The sequence below is a fragment of the Kitasatospora sp. NPDC056076 genome (assembly GCF_042266305.1).
GTDB lineage: Bacteria > Actinomycetota > Actinomycetes > Streptomycetales > Streptomycetaceae > Kitasatospora.
The window spans coordinates 128,779-145,329 of the sequence record NZ_JBHJWG010000011.1 but is presented as its reverse complement, the minus strand read 5'-3'; the positions used below and the strand labels follow the sequence as shown (position 1 = coordinate 145,329).

The window sequence follows — 16,551 nt, the reverse complement described above, 5'->3', positions numbered from 1 at the left end:
GGCACGTCACCTTCGCACGGAGGAGCCGTCCGGGCTACCGGGGCGGTACGGCCGGCTGGGCCTCGGCGTCCGGGTGCGGGGCCGACAGTTCGGCCGGGCCGCCCTCCAGTTCGCCGAAGCGGGACAGCAGGAAGGTGCCGCCCACCGCGACCGCGAAGCCCGTCAGCGCGCACCAGGCGAAGCCGGGGCGCGCGGAGTCCCCCAGCGACACCACCCCGACCAGGGCCGGGCCGAAGGTCTCGGCCACCGTCCCGGCCGCCGTCGCCGCCGTCACCGTGCCGCGCTGCAGGGCCAGCGCGTACGCCAGGTAGCCGCCCAGTCCGCCGACCGCCAGGGCGTACGCGGCCGGATCGGTGAGCACGGCGGTGAGCGTGGAGGCGTCCAGGACCCGCACGGCGAGGCTGGTGATCCCGAAGCCGACGCCCGCCAGCAGGCCGAGGCCGGCCGCGGCCGGGGTGCCCTCCCGGCGGACCAGGACCAGGGTGGCGAGCAGCATCACGGCGGTGGTCGCCAGCAGCGCCCAGTGGAAGGCCGCCGGGGCGTACTCCCGGCCCTCCTTGCCGGAGCCCAGGGCCAGCAGGCCGAGGCCCACCACGACGGCGGCGATGCCCGCCGCGTCGCCGCGTCGCAGCCGTGCGCCCAGCAGCCAGACGGCGGCCAGGGCGGTGACGGCGAGGCTCGCGTTGGTGACGGCCTGCACCAGGAACAGCGGGAGACTGCGCAGGGCGACGATGCTCAGCACGAAGCCGAGGATGTCCAGGAGCGTCCCGAGGATGAACTGCCAGGACCGCAGCAGCGCGGCCAGCAGGCCCGCCCGCACCCGGTCCGCGCGCGGCGCCGACCGCGCCCCGCGCGCCTGGAACACCGCCCCGAAGCCGAAGCAGACGGTGGCGACCAGCGCGGTGGTGAGTCCCAGCAGCATGCGTCTCCCTCGCGGGGCGGCAGCGGTTCACCACTCAGTCTGGGCCCGGCGCGGCGGGGGTGCACGGGTGGACGGCGTCCCGACCGTCCCGGTTCGCCCTGGTTCGACCCGGGGCGAACCGCGGGATCAGGGCCGCAGCGCCACGCCCGCGTAGCCGGCCGCGTCGGCGGCGGGGACGGGGGCCTCGCCGGGGTCGGGCCGCCAGTGCTGGAGCGGGACGACACCCGGGTCGAGCAGGGTCCAGCCGTCGAAGAAGCGGGCGACCTGGACCCGGGTGCGGGCCTGGAGGGCGGTGCCGGCGGCCTGGTAGACCCCGACGATGCGCGCCGTCTCCTCGGGGGCGAAGTCGGGCGTCAGGTGGGTCATCACCAGCGCGCTGCCGGGGGCGAGCACCGCCTTGAGGCCTTCGACCAGCTCGTACGCGCCGCGGGCGTCGGGGACGAAGTGCAGCAGCGCGTTCAGCGAGAGCGCGAGCGGGCGGGTGAGGTCGATGGTCTCGCGCAGGCCGGGCGCCGCGAGCAGCCCGGCGACGTCGGTGACGTCGGCCTCGACGTACGCGGTGCGGCCTTCGGCGGTGCCGGTGAGCAGGGCCTGGGCGTGGGTGAGCACGATCGGGTCGTTGTCGGCGTAGACGACCCGGGCGTGGGGGTGGATGCCCTGGGCCACCTCGTGGAGGTTGGGCGAGGTGGGGATGCCGGTGCCGATGTCGAGGAACTGGTCGATGCCGGCCTGGGCGAGGGCTCGGGTCGAGCGGTGCATGAAGCCGCGGTTGGCCCGGGCGGCGTCGCGTACCCAGGGGGCGATGGCGAGGACGTGGCCGGCGGCCTCGCGGTCGGCGGCGAAGTTGGTGAAGCCGCCCAGGTAGTAGTCGTACATCCGGGCCGAGTGCGGCACGTTCAGCCGCAGGTCGACCCCGTCGTAGAGGCTCATGGCCCTCCCCCTCGGCTCCGTGGACACCGTCCGATTGCTGCCCACCGCGTCCGGGGGCCAATCGTCCCCCGGCCGGCCCGAATTCGCATGGAATCGGATGGGATGACAATCTGTATTCGCTTTGCAGCCTGGAGTGACGAGCCTGATGGAATGAGGATGGGCGCGGACAGCCCGACCCTCGGGTGGCCCGGTGCGCAGCCGACGGCCACGGAAAGCAGGCTCGATGACGATCGACAGGGGTGCCCCCGCGCGCGGGTACCGGGGCGGGACGGCAGTGGAGCACGCCGGTGCCGCAGGGGTGGAGCGGATGGCGGTGATGGAGCCGGGCCTGCGACTGGACCTCACCTACGCCGCCTTCTGCGAGACCCACGAACCCGCCTGGCACGCCCTCGCGTTGACCAGGATAGGCAGCCAGACCGACGCCGTACTGGTGGTCGAGGCGGTCAAGGCCGACCTGGCCCGCTGCTGGCCCCAGGTGCTGCGGTTCGAGGAACCGGCCGCGTACGCCTGGCGGTTGGCGAACCGGCACGTCGGGGACTGGGTCTCGGCCGAGGAGCCGGTCGAGGTGGAGGCGGTCACCTTCGCGGCGGTGATCGGGGCGTTCAAGCAGGTCGCCGACGGGCTGCTGCACAGCGAGGCGGACGAGGTGCGGCTGTACGCGGCGATCCTCGAACTGCCGGACCGGCAGCGGGACGTGGTGATCCTGCGCTACCTGCTGGGCCTGCACGCCAAGGTGATCGCGGCGTACCTGGGGCGGCCGGTGGCCACGGTGCACTCCAACCTCCGGCACGCCCGGGAGCGGTTGGCCCGCCGGCTCGGGGTGGGTGAACTGCCGGACCGCGGCGGCGAAGCGTGAACGCCGACGGGGTGGAGCGACGTGGGGACGGGACGGGTGCGGCCGACGGGGTGAGCGGGGAGCGTACGGCAGACGGGGGGCGCGCGGTGTTCCACGTGCCCCGGTCCGAACGTGCCCACGCCGAGCGGATCGCGGCCCTGCGGCAGGCCCGGATCACCGCCGCCCCGGCCCACCTGCCCACCGAGCACGAGCAGGCCGCCTTCGAACTCGGCCTGGTGGTCGCCCTGGTGCTGGGCGCGCCCTGTGCCTCCCGCGGGCTGGACCTGCTGGTCAACGCCCGCCGGATCCAGCCCGAGGGGGCCGAGGTGTTCGGCGCCCTGCTGTACGCCACCGGCAAGGAGGAGGGCGCCGAGTTCTGGTGGCGCTTCGCGGCCGGCTCGGGCAGCGGGACCGCCGCGTACTGCCTCCACCTGCACCACCTGATGCTCGGCGAGACCGACGACGCCGACTACTGGCGGGCCTGGTCCGAACAGCTGTCGACGGCCGAACGCCCACCCGGGCCGCGGCCGTTGCGGATGAGCCGGCCGCTGCTGCCGGAGGACGCGCGGCGGGACATCCTCGCCCGGGTGCACCGGGGGCTGGCCCCGCAACTGCCGCCCGCGCTGGTCGCGGTGATCGACCGGCTGCCGCTGCAGGACGGGGACGAGGAGGAGGTGCCGAACCCGTGGGGGCTCACCTCCGGCGCGACCTCGGCGTGCTCCTGGGACCCCTCCCGGGCGTTCGGCGAGGAGGAACCGCAGGACCGGCGGGACCCGTTGGGGTGACGACCCCCGCCGGCCCCGCGGTCCCACGTTCAGGTGAGTGCCGCGAACCGGGCGACGACCTCCGGGTCACGGCCGCTGCCCGCGGCGAGCCGCTCGCCGTCCGGGCCGAGGTGGTGGATCCGGTAGTGCTGCGGCGCCATCGCGGTGTCCCGGCCGGGGAGCGCGGCGACCACCGCGCGGTGCACGTCGGCGGGGGTCAGGTGGGGGTCGGCGGTGGTCAGGTCGACGGTCAACCTGCCGTCCTCGACCGTGACCCGACAGTCGGGGCGGAAGGACGGAGCGGGGTCGGGGCCGCCGCCGGGTCCGGTGTCCAGGCCGGTGTCCAGGCCGGCGTCCAGGCCGGTGTCCAGGCCGGTGTCCAGGGCGGTGTCGAGTGCGGCACCGACCAGGCCGCGGACGGCTGCCAGGTCGATCCGGGCCCCGTCGACGAGTTGCCAGTCACCGCCGCTCGCGTCGCCGCCGGCAGCAGCAGCGGGCGGGCCGGGGGCCGCGTGCAGCTCGGCGAGCGGGACGGGCCCCACGGCGGCCTTCGCGAGCAGGTCGAGCAGGGCCCGGGCGAAGCGCTCGGTCTCCTCGGGGTCGAGCACCTGGGGGCAGGAGATCAGGGCGAAGTCGAGGCTCCCGGCGATCCGCAGGATGGTGAACATCAGCCGGACGGGCAGCGGCGGGGCCGGCAGCGGGGTGAGTTCGGGGTCGGCGGTGGCGGCCGGCTGGGCGTCGGCGACGGCGGCCGGGATGGTGAGGCTCAGGTCGTTGACGACCACCTGGCGGGCGAACCGGGAGCCGCGCACGTGTGCGGCGTCCTCCACCAGCTGCCAGACCTGCTCGGCGTCCAGCATGCTGTGCCAGTAGGCGCTCAGCGAGGCCGACTTGGTACGCCCGATCAGCTGGTCGAGGTCGGCGGTGCCGGTGTCGAGCAGGATCAGGGCGTCCTGGGCGAGGGTGCCGACGTGGTCGAGCAGCGCGGCGCGCTGGCGGTTGGCGGAGAGCGCCGAGACGGCCAGCTCCGCACGCCCGGCCCGGTGGGCGACCAGGGCGGAGAAGGCGGCGAGCAGGACGACGGAGGGGCTCGCGCCGGTGCGGCGGCAGACCGCGGCGAGGTCGGCGGCCGCGGTGCGGGAGCGCACCATCAGGGCGGCGGGGCCGCTCGGCGGGCCGGTGATCCGGGAGTCGGCGAACACCACCTGCGGGCCGCTGCCCAGCACCCGGGCCCAGTGCCGCAACGCACCGGCCGCCCGGCGGCGGCCCTGTGGGCTCTGTTCGGCGGCGGCGATCTGGATCGGCGTCGGGGCGGTGACGGGCGGGAGCTCCTTCCCGGCCGCGAGGGCGTACCAGTCCTGGATCAGCAGGGCGGTGGCCGCGCCGTCGGCACCGGCGTGGCAGACCACGGCGATCAGCCGGAGCAGCTGCTGCCCGTCGACGAGCAGGGTGAAGCGGATCCTCGGCACGATGTCCAGAGGGACCGGCACCGCGACGTCGGCCTGCCCCAACTCGGCTGCCAGTGCGTCGAGTTCACGGACATCCAGACCACCCGCCTCGACCGCGGTGACGGCGAACCGGCCGTCCCCGCGCACCACCTGGCTCACCGGGAAGGCGTCCGGACCGGGGCCGGGCGGGAAGGAGGTGCGCAGCGACTCGTGCCGCTCGACCAGCAGCCGCAGCGCGTCCAGACCGGCGGCGAGCGAGGCGCCGGGCGGCACGGGCCAGACCGACTCCTTGTTGATCGCCTCGGGGGCGTCGCGCCGGATGCACCGGATCATGTTGTCCTGGCCCCGGGTGAGCGGCCCCGAGCCGCCGCTCGTCGCGGCGAAGCGGACGGTGATCCGCCGGTGCGCCCGGGTCGGGCCGTGCGGTGCCGCCTCGCGCGGGTCGGCGTCGTGCGGGTCGGTCTGGTGTGGGTCGGTCTCGTGCGGGTCGGCAGCTCGCGGTGCAGCGTGGTGCGCAGTCACGTCGTACGTGCCCTTCGGCTCGCCGGGAAGGTCTCAGCGGGGAGTACGGGCGGACGCTACCAGCGGCCGCCGGTGATCGTCCAGGCGAGCCGACGGTCAATCAACTCGCTGACCAGGCAAGGGAGTTGACCTGATCAGGACAGTCTCCGAGCAGAGCGACGGCAGCCCGGTACTGCTCCGGGACGGACACGTCGCGCAGCCCCACCGGACCGGCCCCGAGCGGGCCGGGATCCGCCACCGACAGCGGGGAGGGGCCCGCCACGGACACCCCGAGCGCCTGGACCAGCCGCCCGCCGTACGCCTTCACGCAAGCCTCCCGGCGACACCAGAGCACGGTGAACCGGGCCGCCCGCTCGGCGGGCTCGGCCGCCTCCGCGACGAAGCGCGCCTCCTCGAAGGGGAACCAGCGGGCCGCCATCCGCTCGGCGAGCCGGGCCTCCCGCAGCCGCTCCACGTCGACGCCGACCGCCCGGCCCTCGGCCAGGGCCAGCACCGCCAGCGACTCCGCGGCCGACCAGTTCACCCGTAACCCGCCCGCGCCCACCGGCTCCGGCTTGCCGTGCCGGCCCCGCCGCCAGACCACCTCGGCCGGGCGGATGCCGAGCCGCTCGGCGACCAGCTCCCGGACGGCGCCGCGCACCACGGTGAACCGGCTCCGCCGCACGGCGTCCGCCCGCACCGCGCGGGCCCGTTCCTCCGCGTCCAGCGTCCGCCACAGCCGGGCGACCACCTCGGCCGGCTGATCGGCGTCGATCAGCCGCAGGTCGACGGCGGTCACGGCTGGGCCAGGGTGCTCAGCACCCCGAGCCGGCGGTCCAGCCCGGCGACCAGCAGCGGGCGCCGCTGCGCCCGCCACTCGGGCAGCCGCTCGGCGAGCTCCGCCCATGGGCCGGTGAACGGCTGCGCGGCGCGCCCGTCGTCGGCGCCGGTCGCGTCCAGCACCGCCGCCCCGGGGCCCAGCTCCGCCGTCCGGGCCCGGACGGCGGACGCCGGGCGGTCGGCGGGGTGGTGCTGCTGCCGCACGGTCAGTCCCTCGCCCGGTTCCTCCTCGCAGACCAGCACCACCACGGCGTGCCGCCGGGGCAGCGCCACCGGCTCGGCCGGCTCGTAGTGCAGCGCGGTCTGTTCGGCGAGCACCACCACCGCACGGCGGCAGGCTCCGGTGCGGTGGTACTCGGCGGCCAGCCGCAGGGCGGTGAACGCCGCGGCGCTGCCCTGGTCGCAGACCGCGAAGGCCAGCGGCCCGCCGGGGACGGACCGGCTGAGCGCGAGCGAGGACGGTGCGCCGGGGCGCACGTCCGGGATGTCGAAGGCGAGGATCAGCAGGTCCACCGGCTCGTCCTCGCCCACCGCCTCGCGCAGCAGCCCGGCGGCCAGTTCCTCGTAGGAGTGGCCGACGCCCTCGCGCAGCAGGTCCTCGCGCAGCGGCAGGCCGTACGGGCGGACCAGGTCGGAGACGAAGACCCGCAGGTCGGGGTCGAGCGAGGCCTCCGAACGGCCGTCGGAGCACCGGGCGAGGGCCCGGGTGATCCGCAGTCCGGCCGGGGCGGGCGCACCGGCCGGAGCGGGAGCGCCGACAGGGGAACCGGGGGGACCGACGGGCACCCGGTCAGTCCTCGGCGATGAGGTGCCCGGCGACGTAGTCGGCCAGCTTGGTGACCGACCGCAGGTCGTCCTCGGTGATCTGCTCCACGTCCACCTGGATGTCGAGCGACTCCTCCAGCTCCAGGATGAGCTCGATGGTGCCGGCCGAGGTGAGGCCGAGGTCGTCGAACAGGCAGGCGTCCGCGGGGATCTCGGGCAGCTCGCGCTTGAGCACGCGTGGCAGGAGTTCGCCGATGCCGTGCAGGATCCGCTCGCGCAGCTCGGGGTCAGTGGTCTGGACCAGTGATTCTGACATGGGTGTCCCGTCCCGTCGTGCGTGTGGGAAGTGTGCTCTGGATTGACAACGTGGGAAACGCGCCCGGTGGTTCGAGCGGTCGACTGACGGATCGTCAGTACTGCATCACCATCGCGGAGAAGGTGGCCCCGATACCGGCGGCGGCGATCAGGTAGTGGTCGCCGCGGCGGATCAGCCCCCGCGTGGTGGCGGTGTGAAGATTGATGAGGCTGTCCGCAGCGAAACTGTGCCCGACCGACAGCACGTTGTCCAGCACCACCTGGTCGAGCGGATAGCCGATCCGCCGCGCTATCATCCGCCACGACGCCTGGTTGACGTTGTGCGGAAGCACCGCGGCCAGGTCGGAGAGGTCCAGACCGGCCTGCTGGAGGGCGGCCTCGATCGCCTCCACCATGACGTTCGGGTACTCCCGCTGGTAGCGGGCGAGCAGCTCCGCGTCCTCGGCCAGCCGGCCGTCGAACTCCGGGCGCTGGCGCACCGCGAAGGAGCGCACCCGGTGCTGCGGCCCGTCCGCGCTGACCAGGCAGGCGGCCGCGCCCTCGGCGAAGATCCCGGTCTCCGGCACCACCTGGGCGTCCTTGGTGAAGGTCTTCTCCCCCGCCAGCACCAGGGCGAGGGCCTGCGGGTCGGGATCGCCGGCCAGCAGTCGGCCCGCCAGGTCGATGGCCAACAGGCCCACCGCGCAGGCGTGGTGGGTCACGGTGAAGGCGCTCGCGTGCGCCAGCCCACGGCCGGCGAGCACCTCGTGCAGGGGGTTGAGCGGGTAGGGCACGGCCACCGGCATGCTGCGGGCGTGGATCACGAAGCGGACGTGCTGTTCGCGTCCGCGCAGCTCCGGCAGGTCGTCGAGGGTTGCGTCGAGCAGGTCGGGCAGCGTCCCGCCCGGATCCAGTCGCAGCTGGTCCAGGCCGTGGAAGCGGCGGAAGAGACGGAGTTGACGTGGGGTCAGGCCGATGCGCTCGCCCACCGCCTCGATGGGCACGGCGTGTGGGGGGAGGTGAACGGCCACTGCCTCCAGTGCGGTCACCCGGGCTAGTATTCCGACGCCCGCCTGGTCGCACAAGTGATCTCGGGCGCTTCTCCTGCGCGACCGCCTCCTCGGACGCCCTCGGAGCCGCCCTCCCCGGGCCGCCGGCGCCACGCGCGGGCCGCTCCACCGGGGCCGCCGCGCAACCCCACTCCGCACCGCCCTTGCGCACGCCACCCCGCACACCACTCCGCACGCCACTCCGCACCGTCGACCGGACGGGAGAACCTCCCATGTCAGACCGTGAACCAGCCCTCCCCGCGCAGCCGTTGAACCGGGTGTTGGCCGCCCTGCTGGCCGAGGTGGCCGGCGCGCCGCCCGCCTGGGCGGACCGGCTGACCCCGGACGCCCGCCTGGACGGCGACCTGCTGCTGGACGAGTGCGAACTCGCCGAGCTGGCCGTCCGACTGCCCGCACGCTTCGGCCCCGCCGCCGACCTGGCCGCCCTGCGGGCCGGACTGGACCTGGCCGCCCTGGAGGCGCTGACCGTCGCCGACCTCCAGGCCCTGCTCCCCGAGGAGGACCGCCGATGACCCGGTTCCTGCTGGTGATGCCGCCGCTCACCGGACACGTCAACCCGGCCGCGGGCATCGCCGCCGAACTGACCGCACGCGGTCACGAAGTCGCCTGGACCGGCACGGAGTCGGTGCTGCGCCCGCTGCTCGGCCCGGACGCACGGGTGCTCGGCACCGGCACCCGGGCCTTCCGGGCCCAGGGCGGGCACGGCCTGGCGGCGCTGCGCTCGCTCTGGGAGGGCTTCATCGTCCCGTACGCCCGGTTCACCGCGAAGCCGCTGGACACCCTCGTGCGGGAGTACCGGCCGGACGTGCTGCTGGTCGACCAGCACACCCCGGCGGGCGCCCTGGTCGCGCACCGGCACGGCCTGCCGTGGGCGTCCTTCGCGCCCGGGGCGATGGAACTGGGCCGCCCCTACCGGGCGTTGCCGCAGGTCGAGGCCTGGATGACCGGGCTGCTGCGCGGCCTGTGGGAGCGGGCCGGGCTGCCCGCCGAGGAGTACCTGGACCCGCGCTTCTCCCCCGCCCTGGTGCTGGCCACCACCGGGCCGGCGCTGACCGGCGGCGCCGCGCCGCCGCACCACGCGCAGGTCGGGCCGGTGCTCGCGCCGCGCCCGCACGATCCGGACTTCCCCTGGCAGCGGCTGCTGCCCGGGCGGCGGCGGGTGCTGGTCACCATGGGCACGCTGGCCGGAGAGCTGGGCGCCGACTTCCTCGCCCGGGCCGTCCGGGCGCTGGAGCTGTGTGGCCCGCAGGTGCAGCCGGTGTTCGCGGCGCCGCGCGAGCTGCTGCCCCCGCCGTCCGAACTCCCCCCGCACGCGGTGGCGGTGGACCGGGCGCCGGTGCTGGAGCTGCTGGCACGCGGCGAGCTGGACGCGGTGCTCTGCCACGGCGGGATGAACACCGTGGGCGAGGCGCTGGCGCACGGGGTGCCGCTGGTGACCGCGCCGATCCGGCACGACCAGCCCTTCGTCGCCGCGCAGGTGGCGGCGGCCGGGGCGGGCCTGCGGGTGCCGTTCGCCCGGGTCACGCCCGAGCGGCTGGCGGCGGCGCTCACCGCCGTACTCGACTCCACGGAGCACCGGGGCCGCGCGGTTCAGGTCGGCCGGGACCTGCTGGCGGGCGGCGGCGCGACGGCGGCCGCGGACCGGCTCGAGGCGCTGGGCCCTCGGCCGCAGCCCCCGGTGACCGCCCCGTGACCGCCCCTTAGCAGAACAGGTGATCACACGTCCATTGGTCTAGGCCATTGTCTCCGGGCCTGGTCCGCCTCTAGGGTGTCGCAGCAACACCGCCTTTCCCAGGCGCCGAGCCCGCCCTTTCCCGGGTGCCGTGGCAGCCCATCCCCGTACGGGAGTTCCGGTTGATCGAGACCGCGGGACTGCGCAAGTCCTACCGCAAGAAGACCTCCCGCCGAAGCGGCGAGGACTCCACCGTCGACGCCGTGCGCGGCATCGACCTGTCCGTCGCCGCCGGCGAGATCTACGGTTTCCTCGGCCCCAACGGCGCCGGGAAGACCACCACCCTGCGCATGCTGGCCACCCTGATCCGCCCCGACGGCGGACGGGCCACCATCGCCGGGGCCGACCTGTTCACCGACCCCGCCGGGGTCCGACGCCGGATCGGCTACGTCGCCCAGGGCGGCGGCACCACCGACACCGTCAGCGCCCGCGAGGAACTGGTGCTCCAGTCCCGGCTGTACGGCGCGGGCAAGGCCCGGGCCGTACAGGCCGCCGAGGACGCCCTCAAGGCCTTCGACCTGGGCGACTTCGGCGACCGGCCGTGCGCCACCTACTCCGGCGGCCAGCGCCGCCGGGTGGACATCGCCCTCGGGGTCATCCACCAGCCGCAGGTGCTGTTCCTGGACGAGCCCACGGTCGGGCTGGACCCGGCCAGCCGGGCGTACGTCTGGGAGGAGATCCGCCGACTGCGCACCGAGGGCATGACCGTGGTCGTCACCACCCACTACCTGGACGAGGCCGACGCGCTCTGCGACCGCGTCGCCATCGTCGACCACGGCCAGGTGGTGGTCGAGGGCACGCCCGAGGCGCTCAAGCGGGAGATCTCCGGCGACGTCGTGCTGCTCGGGCTCCTCCCGGGCGAGGACGTCGCCGAACGCGCCGCGGCGGTGCTCCGCCCGCAGCCGTACCTGCACCGGCTGGAGGCCAACGGCGACGAGGGGCTGCGGCTCTACCTGGAGGACGGCGCGGCCGCCATCCCGCGGCTGCTGCGCGCCCTGGAAGCAGCAGGCGTCACCCCCGGCACCGTGCAGCTCCAACGGCCCAGCCTGGACGACGTGTTCCTGGCCCGCACCGGCCGCTCGCTGCAGCAGTCCTGATCCAGCCCCACCGCCCTGCCTGCCCGACCCCCTGGGGAGACCGTGAAGCTCGCCCGCGACACCTGGCTGATCCTCCAGCGCCAGCTGCTGCTCATGATCCGCACCCCGATCTGGATCGCCGTCGGCATCATCCAGCCGCTGTTCTACCTGGTGCTGTTCGCCCCGCTGTTGAAGAAGGTGCTCACCCCGGACGGCTCCGGCAGCTACGCCGACACCTACCAGGTGTACGTACCGGGCCTGTTGGCCGTGCTGTGCATCTTCGGCGGGCTGTTCACCGGTTTCAGCCTGCTGGGCGAACTGCGGGCCGGGATCATCGAGCGCTCCCGGGTCACCCCGGTCAGCCGACTGGCGCTGCTGCTCGGCCGGGCCCTGCGCGAGATGGTGGCGCTGCTGGTGCAGGCCGTGCTGATCACCCTGATCGCGCTGCCGTTCGGCCTGCGGGTCAGCCCGCTGAACCTGCTGCTCGCCTACGTCCTGCTGGCCCTGCTGGCGCTGATGACCTCCGCGATCTCCTACGGGATCGCGCTGATGGTGCCCACCGACGCCGCCATGTCGCCGGTGGTGAACACCATCGCCCAGCCGATCGCGCTGCTCTCCGGGGTGCTGCTGCCGCTCACCCTGGCGCCGCAGTGGCAACAGCAGCTCGCCCGGTGGAACCCCTTCTACTGGGCGGTGGAGGGCATGCGCGCGCTGTTCTCGGGGCACGCCGGGGACCCCGCGGTCTGGCAGGGCCTGCTGGTGGTCGTGCTGATGACCGTCCTGGCGGTGTACTGGTCGGCCCGGCTGTTCTCCACCCGGGTGCGCTGACGCGGGTACGCCGACCCGGAGGTACGGAAGGGGCCCGGCTCGCACCCGCGAGCCGGGCCCCGCTGCCGTCTCCGCCCCGCTCAGGAGCGGATGAACTCCGCCAACTTGGCGACACCGTCGATGATCTGGGCCTGCGTCAGCGAGCTGATCGAGAGCCGGAGCCGGTGCTCGCCGCCGCCCGCCGGGTAGAACGGCGTCATCGGCGTCCAGAGCACCCCGAACTCCCGGGCGCAGCGCTCCATGGCCGCGTCGTCGGCCCGGAACGGCACCGTCAGCACGGCGAAGAAGCCGCCCTCGGGCCGGTTCCAGTCCACCCCCAGCCGGCGCCGCTCGGAGGCCGGGAAGTGCCGGTCCAGCTCCCGCAGCAGGGTGTCCATCCCGGCCGCGTAGTGGGCCGTGGCACGGGCGTTGGCGGCCCGCAGGCTGCAGTCGTGGGCCAGCAGCATGCCGCCGATGACGGCCTGGCTGAGCGCGGGGGTGTTGACCGTCGTCATGCTCTTCACCTTGGCCAGTTCGTCGGCCAGCAGACTGCGGCGCCCGCCCGGGCCGGCCACCCGCTGGTCCGCGACCACGTAGCCGACCCGCGCCCCGGGGAAGCAGGTCTTGGCGAAGGAACCCAGGTAGACGACCTGGCGGCGGCGGTCCAGCGCCTTGAGGGTGGGCCGCGGGCCCGGGGTGCGGGCGAAGAAGCCGTACGGGTTGTCCTCGACCACCAACAGGCCCTCCTCGGCGGCGGCGTCCAGCAGCCGGGTGCGGGCGGCGACCGGCATGCTGGTGCCCGAGGGGTTGGCGAAGTCCGGGACAACGTACAGGGCGCGCGGGCGGCGGCCCTCGGCCCGCACCTCCCGGGCGGCGGCGCGGACGGCCGCCGGGTCGGGGCCGCCGTCGGGGCCCTCGGGGACCGGCCGGGTGGTCAGGTCGAGCAGCCGGGCCGCCCCGGTCACGCCGACGTAGCAGGGCGAGCTGACCAGCAGCACGTCCTGCGGGCCGGCGCACAGGGCGCGCAGGGCCAGCAGCATGCCTTCCTGGGCGCCGACGGTGAGCACCACGGCCGCGGGGTCGACGGTGAGGCCCTCGTCGTTGGCGAGGGTGCGGGCGACCAGGTCGGCGATGATGCCCTTGGTGGGGCCGTACTGGAACAGCGCGGTGCGCACGGCGTCGCGGTCGAGGCCGCGGTCGGCCAGGTGGTCGAGGTAGCCGTCCAGGTAGGCGGGGACGTCCTCGGGTTCGAAGAAGCCCTCGTAGGGGCGGCCCGGGGCGAAGGAGACGGCGCCGGGGTAGCGGGTGGTGACTTCGTTGAGGAAGGTCATCGCGTCCAGCAGCGGGTCGGCGAGCGAGCCGTGCAGGTCGGCGAGGGCCAGGTCGGCCGGGTCGTCGGCGATCGTGCCGTCGGCGATCCGGTCGACGCCGGTCGGGTCGTGGTCGGTCGGGTCGTGGTCGGTCACCGCAGGGCCTCCCGGAGGCGGGCCGCCGCGTGGGCCTGGGCCTCGGCGGCGGCGTCCAGGGTGCCGGTCATGGCGAAGAAGCCGTGCGGCATGCCCTGGTAGCAGCGCAGGTCCACCGGGACCCCGGCCGCGCGGAGCGCCTCGGCGTACCGCTCGCCCTCGTCGCGCAGCGGGTCGTACTCGGCGGTGAGGACGGTCGCGGGCGGCAGGCCGGACAGGTCGGCGGCGCGCAGCGGGGAGGCGTACGAGGAGGCGCCGTCGGCCGGGTCGGCCAGGTAGTGGCCCCAGTACCAGGCGGCCGAGCGGCGGTTGAACAGCAACGGGTCGTCGTGCTCGCGCAGCGAGGGGGTGTCGGCGGCGTGGTCGGTGTTGGGGTAGACCAGCAGCTGGTGGCGCAGCGCCGGGCCGCCCTCGGCGCGCAGCAGCAGGGTCAGGGCGGCGGCGAGGTTGCCGCCGGCGCTGTCGCCGCCGACCGCGAGGCGGTCCGGGTCGATGCCGAAGTCCGCGGCCCCGGCGACCAGTTGCTCCAGGGCGGCGCGGCAGTCGTGCAGGGCGGCGGGGAACGGGTGCTCGGGGGCCGAGCGGTAGCCGACCGAGGCGGTGACGCAGCCGACGGCGTTGGTGAGGCGGCGGCAGATCGCGTCGCTGGTGTCGACCGAGCCGAGCGTCCAGCCGCCGCCGAACAGGTAGAGCAGGGCGGGCAGCGGGCGGCCGGGCGGCTCGGGCCGGTAGAGCCGCAGGGCGAGTTCGCCGCCGGGGCCGGGGATGCGGTGCTCCTCGACGGCGGCGACCGGCTCGGGGGTACCGGACGCGGCGCGGATGTCGGCGAGGTCGGCGGCGCGGGCCTCGGCGAGGGTGAGGGTGTAGAGCGGCGGTGCGCCGCTGCGCGCGCGGTGGGCGCGGTAGGCCTCGGCCTGGGGGTGCAGGGGCATGGGTGGCGGTCCGTTCGGTGGCCCGGCCGGGGCCGGACGGCGGCTCGGCGGGGGTTCGGCGGTGGCTCAGCAGGCGGGTGCTGGGCGGGTGGAAATCCGGCGGTGGCTCAGCGGTCGGCCTCGACGTAGACGGTCTCGTCGGTGCGGAAGGCCGTGTCGAGGTCGGCGACGTCCGAACGGAGGCCCTGGCGGTAGGCGCAGTGCCGGATCTGGTCGGGGGTGAACCCGGCCAGGGTCAGCACGTGCCGCAGTTCGTCCAGGTCGTAGATCCACTGGTGGCCGTAGTACCGGAAGATCTGGTTGACCAGGAAGGCCGGCCGGGCGGGCATCGGCGGGCCGAAGCCCAGGGTGCCGAGCCGGCGGCGGTGCTTGCCGAGGAAGCCGTCGCCGGTGGCGTAGCCGACCAGGTAGCGGGCGAGGTCGGGGGTGGTGAGGCGCAGGACGCCGCCGGGGCGCAGGATCCGGCGGGCCTCGCGCAGCCAGCCGACCGCGACCGGCAGGGTGACGTGCTCGATCAGGTGCTCGGCGTAGACCCAGTCGACGCTGGCGTCGGCGAAGGGCAGCGGGCGGGAGACGTCCAGCTGGGTGAACCAGCGGTCGCCGTCGACCCGGTAGAGGGTGCCGGGCTCGGTGGCGGGGCCGGGCCCGCCGTCGGCCGCGGCGCCGCGCAGGGTGGCCAGGTCGGTGCCGAGGCCTTCCGGGTGGGCGGTCCGGAAGGCGGCGAACTCGATCCCGGTGAGGCCGAGTTCGCGGAAGTCGTGGTGGTCGTGCGGCAGGGTGCCGGGGCGGGCTTCGAGGGTCTTGCAGGTGGCGACCTGGGCGCTGAAGGCGTCCAGGCGGGTCTCCAGCCCGTCCGGGTCGTCCCAGTCCCAGCCGGGGAAGCGGTCGTCGGTCCTGCTCGTCGGTTCGGTCATCGGTTCTCCTTCTGGAGGAACGGGCTGCGGGTACGGCGCGGTTCAGCCGACCGGGCGGGGCCAGCGCGCGAGGGCGTCGCGGCCCAGGTCGGCGAGCCGGGGGCGGCCCAACAGGGCCAGGGTGTGGTCGAGTTCCTCGTGCAGCAGGCGGAGCACCCGGTGCACCCCGGCCTCGCCGTCGACGGCGAGGCCCCACAGGGCGGGGCGGCCGATCAGCACGGCCCGGGCGCCGAGGGCGAGGGCGACGGCGATGTCGGTGCCGGTGCGCACGCCGCCGTCCAGGAGCACCGGGAGCTCGGCGGGCACCGCGTCGACCACCTCGGGGAGGGCGGCCAGGGCGGGCAGCGCGCCGTCGAGCTGGCGGCCGCCGTGGTTGGACACCAGGAGGGCGTCCACGCCGTACTCGACGGCCAGCCGGGCGTCCTCGGCGGTCAGCACGCCCTTGAGGACCAGCGGCAGCCGGGTGCGCTCGCGCAGCCAGGCCAGGTCGGACCAGCTCAGGGTGGGGTCGAACTGCTCGCGGGCGTGCTCGGCGATGCCGGAACCGCCCTCGGTGGCGCGGTGGCTGGCGGACATCAGGGTCTCGTCCAGGTTGACCGCGCGGACGGTGGGCGGGACGGCGAAGCCGTTGCGCAGGTCGCGCAGCCGGCGGCCGATCCTGGGCGCGTCCACGGTCAGCACCAGGGCCCGGAAGCCGGCCGCCTCGGCGCGTTCCACCAGGGCGGCCAGGGCGTCGCGGCGGCGCAGCCAGTAGAGCTGGAGCCAGAGCGGACCGGTGGCGGCCGCGGCGATCTCCTCCAGGGTGCGGCTGGCGAACATCCCGGCGACCAGCAGGGCGCCGGCCGCCCCGGCGGCGCGCGCGGTGGCGGTCTCGCCCTCCGGGTCGACCAGCCGGTGGTAGGCCATCGGGGCGATGCCCAGCGGGATCCGCAGCGGGGCGCCGAGCAGGGTCAGCGCGGGGTCGCAGGCCGAGACGTCGACCAGGGTGCGCGGGCGCAGTGCATAGTGCCCGAACACCTCCCGGTTCGCCGTCAGAGTGCGTTCCGCACCGCTGCCGCCTTCGATGAAGTCCCAGATTTCCGGGGGGAGTCGGTCGCGTGCGGCGTGCTCGATCCCGGCCAGCGTGAGTGCTCCCACGGGCATCCTCGTTTCCCGGACGGCCACGCGCGGGCCGGTCCCGGTTCGGCAGCGTAGGAGCAACGAGCACATTGGTATAGACCTTGATTTGACCAAACGTCTGTGCCAAGGTCTGGCA

Annotated in this window: 17 protein-coding genes; 6 read left to right on the top strand and 11 right to left on the bottom strand. The window is 75.1% G+C overall.

Translation table 11 applies throughout. The features are described 5' to 3' along the window. Window positions 1-34 precede the first annotated feature (34 nt). Both ACFC1T_RS12150 and ACFC1T_RS12145 read right to left on the bottom strand, forming a co-directional pair. Window positions 35-922: a hypothetical protein gene (locus ACFC1T_RS12150; RefSeq protein WP_375886963.1), complete on the bottom strand. Its 888-nt coding sequence runs from the start codon at window positions 920-922 to the stop codon at window positions 35-37. A gap of 126 nt (window positions 923-1,048) precedes the next feature. Continuing rightward, window positions 1,049-1,852 (bottom strand): SAM-dependent methyltransferase, encoded by an 804-nt coding sequence (locus tag ACFC1T_RS12145; RefSeq protein ID WP_375886961.1) that lies wholly within the window; start codon window positions 1,850-1,852, stop codon window positions 1,049-1,051. A gap of 223 nt (window positions 1,853-2,075) precedes the next feature. On the opposite strand from ACFC1T_RS12145, the gene ACFC1T_RS12140 reads away from it, so the two are divergent. Both ACFC1T_RS12140 and ACFC1T_RS12135 read left to right on the top strand, forming a co-directional pair. Beyond that, window positions 2,076-2,708, top strand: coding sequence for an RNA polymerase sigma factor (locus ACFC1T_RS12140; protein ID WP_375886958.1), 633 nt, complete (start codon window positions 2,076-2,078; stop codon window positions 2,706-2,708). Between the two features lie 95 nt (window positions 2,709-2,803). Beyond that, complete coding sequence (locus ACFC1T_RS12135) at window positions 2,804-3,472, top strand: hypothetical protein (RefSeq protein WP_375886956.1); 669 nt, start codon at window positions 2,804-2,806, stop codon at window positions 3,470-3,472. A gap of 29 nt (window positions 3,473-3,501) precedes the next feature. Here ACFC1T_RS12135 and ACFC1T_RS12130 read toward each other — a convergent pair whose 3' ends face one another. The 5 genes from ACFC1T_RS12130 to ACFC1T_RS12110 all read right to left on the bottom strand — a co-directional run bounded on the left by ACFC1T_RS12130 (window position 3,502) and on the right by ACFC1T_RS12110 (window position 8,348). Continuing rightward, window positions 3,502-5,421 (bottom strand): condensation domain-containing protein, encoded by a 1,920-nt coding sequence (locus ACFC1T_RS12130; protein ID WP_375886953.1) that lies wholly within the window; start codon window positions 5,419-5,421, stop codon window positions 3,502-3,504. Between the two features lie 100 nt (window positions 5,422-5,521). Continuing rightward, window positions 5,522-6,199 carry a 4'-phosphopantetheinyl transferase family protein gene (locus ACFC1T_RS12125; RefSeq protein WP_375886950.1) on the bottom strand — a complete coding sequence of 226 codons (678 nt, stop codon included), beginning with the start codon at window positions 6,197-6,199 and terminating at the stop codon, window positions 5,522-5,524. Further along, window positions 6,196-7,026, bottom strand: a complete 831-nt coding sequence (locus ACFC1T_RS12120) for a hypothetical protein (RefSeq protein WP_375886947.1) — start codon at window positions 7,024-7,026, stop codon at window positions 6,196-6,198. The genes ACFC1T_RS12125 and ACFC1T_RS12120 overlap by 4 nt, the downstream gene beginning before the upstream one ends. Window positions 7,027-7,030: 4 nt before the next feature. Then, complete coding sequence (locus ACFC1T_RS12115; RefSeq protein ID WP_375886946.1) at window positions 7,031-7,321, bottom strand: phosphopantetheine-binding protein; 291 nt, start codon at window positions 7,319-7,321, stop codon at window positions 7,031-7,033. Window positions 7,322-7,415: 94 nt separating this feature from the next. Continuing rightward, window positions 7,416-8,348: a 3-oxoacyl-[acyl-carrier-protein] synthase III C-terminal domain-containing protein gene (locus ACFC1T_RS12110; RefSeq protein ID WP_375886944.1), complete on the bottom strand. Its 933-nt coding sequence runs from the start codon at window positions 8,346-8,348 to the stop codon at window positions 7,416-7,418. 233 nt (window positions 8,349-8,581) lie between these two features. Between ACFC1T_RS12110 and ACFC1T_RS12105 the strand changes: the two genes are divergently transcribed. The 4 genes from ACFC1T_RS12105 to ACFC1T_RS12090 all read left to right on the top strand — a co-directional run bounded on the left by ACFC1T_RS12105 (window position 8,582) and on the right by ACFC1T_RS12090 (window position 12,005). Beyond that, the gene (locus tag ACFC1T_RS12105) at window positions 8,582-8,881 is read left to right on the top strand and encodes a hypothetical protein (RefSeq protein WP_375886941.1); all 300 of its coding nucleotides are present in this window, start codon (window positions 8,582-8,584) and stop codon (window positions 8,879-8,881) included. Next, the gene (locus ACFC1T_RS12100) at window positions 8,878-10,062 is read left to right on the top strand and encodes a glycosyltransferase (protein ID WP_375886939.1); all 1,185 of its coding nucleotides are present in this window, start codon (window positions 8,878-8,880) and stop codon (window positions 10,060-10,062) included. Before ACFC1T_RS12105 ends, ACFC1T_RS12100 begins: the two co-directional genes overlap by 4 nt. 161 nt (window positions 10,063-10,223) lie before the next feature. Next, entirely contained in the window at window positions 10,224-11,198 is a 975-nt protein-coding gene (locus ACFC1T_RS12095) for an ATP-binding cassette domain-containing protein (RefSeq protein ID WP_375886937.1), read from the top strand. A 42-nt stretch (window positions 11,199-11,240) separates the two neighbouring features. Further along, a complete protein-coding gene (locus ACFC1T_RS12090; protein ID WP_375886935.1) occupies window positions 11,241-12,005 on the top strand; it encodes an ABC transporter permease in 765 nt (254 codons plus the stop codon). A gap of 80 nt (window positions 12,006-12,085) precedes the next feature. On the opposite strand, the gene ACFC1T_RS12085 is transcribed toward ACFC1T_RS12090, so the two are convergent. The 4 genes from ACFC1T_RS12085 to ACFC1T_RS12070 all read right to left on the bottom strand — a co-directional run bounded on the left by ACFC1T_RS12085 (window position 12,086) and on the right by ACFC1T_RS12070 (window position 16,439). Then, window positions 12,086-13,450 carry a PLP-dependent aminotransferase family protein gene (locus ACFC1T_RS12085; protein ID WP_375886932.1) on the bottom strand — a complete coding sequence of 455 codons (1,365 nt, stop codon included), beginning with the start codon at window positions 13,448-13,450 and terminating at the stop codon, window positions 12,086-12,088. After that, window positions 13,447-14,382: an alpha/beta hydrolase gene (locus ACFC1T_RS12080; RefSeq protein ID WP_375886930.1), complete on the bottom strand. Its 936-nt coding sequence runs from the start codon at window positions 14,380-14,382 to the stop codon at window positions 13,447-13,449. The genes ACFC1T_RS12085 and ACFC1T_RS12080 overlap by 4 nt, the downstream gene beginning before the upstream one ends. A 107-nt stretch (window positions 14,383-14,489) precedes the next feature. Further along, a complete protein-coding gene (locus ACFC1T_RS12075; RefSeq protein ID WP_375886928.1) occupies window positions 14,490-15,296 on the bottom strand; it encodes a methyltransferase domain-containing protein in 807 nt (268 codons plus the stop codon). 42 nt (window positions 15,297-15,338) lie between these two features. Beyond that, window positions 15,339-16,439, bottom strand: a complete 1,101-nt coding sequence (locus ACFC1T_RS12070) for an alpha-hydroxy acid oxidase (protein ID WP_375886925.1) — start codon at window positions 16,437-16,439, stop codon at window positions 15,339-15,341. Window positions 16,440-16,551: the final 112 nt, after the last annotated feature.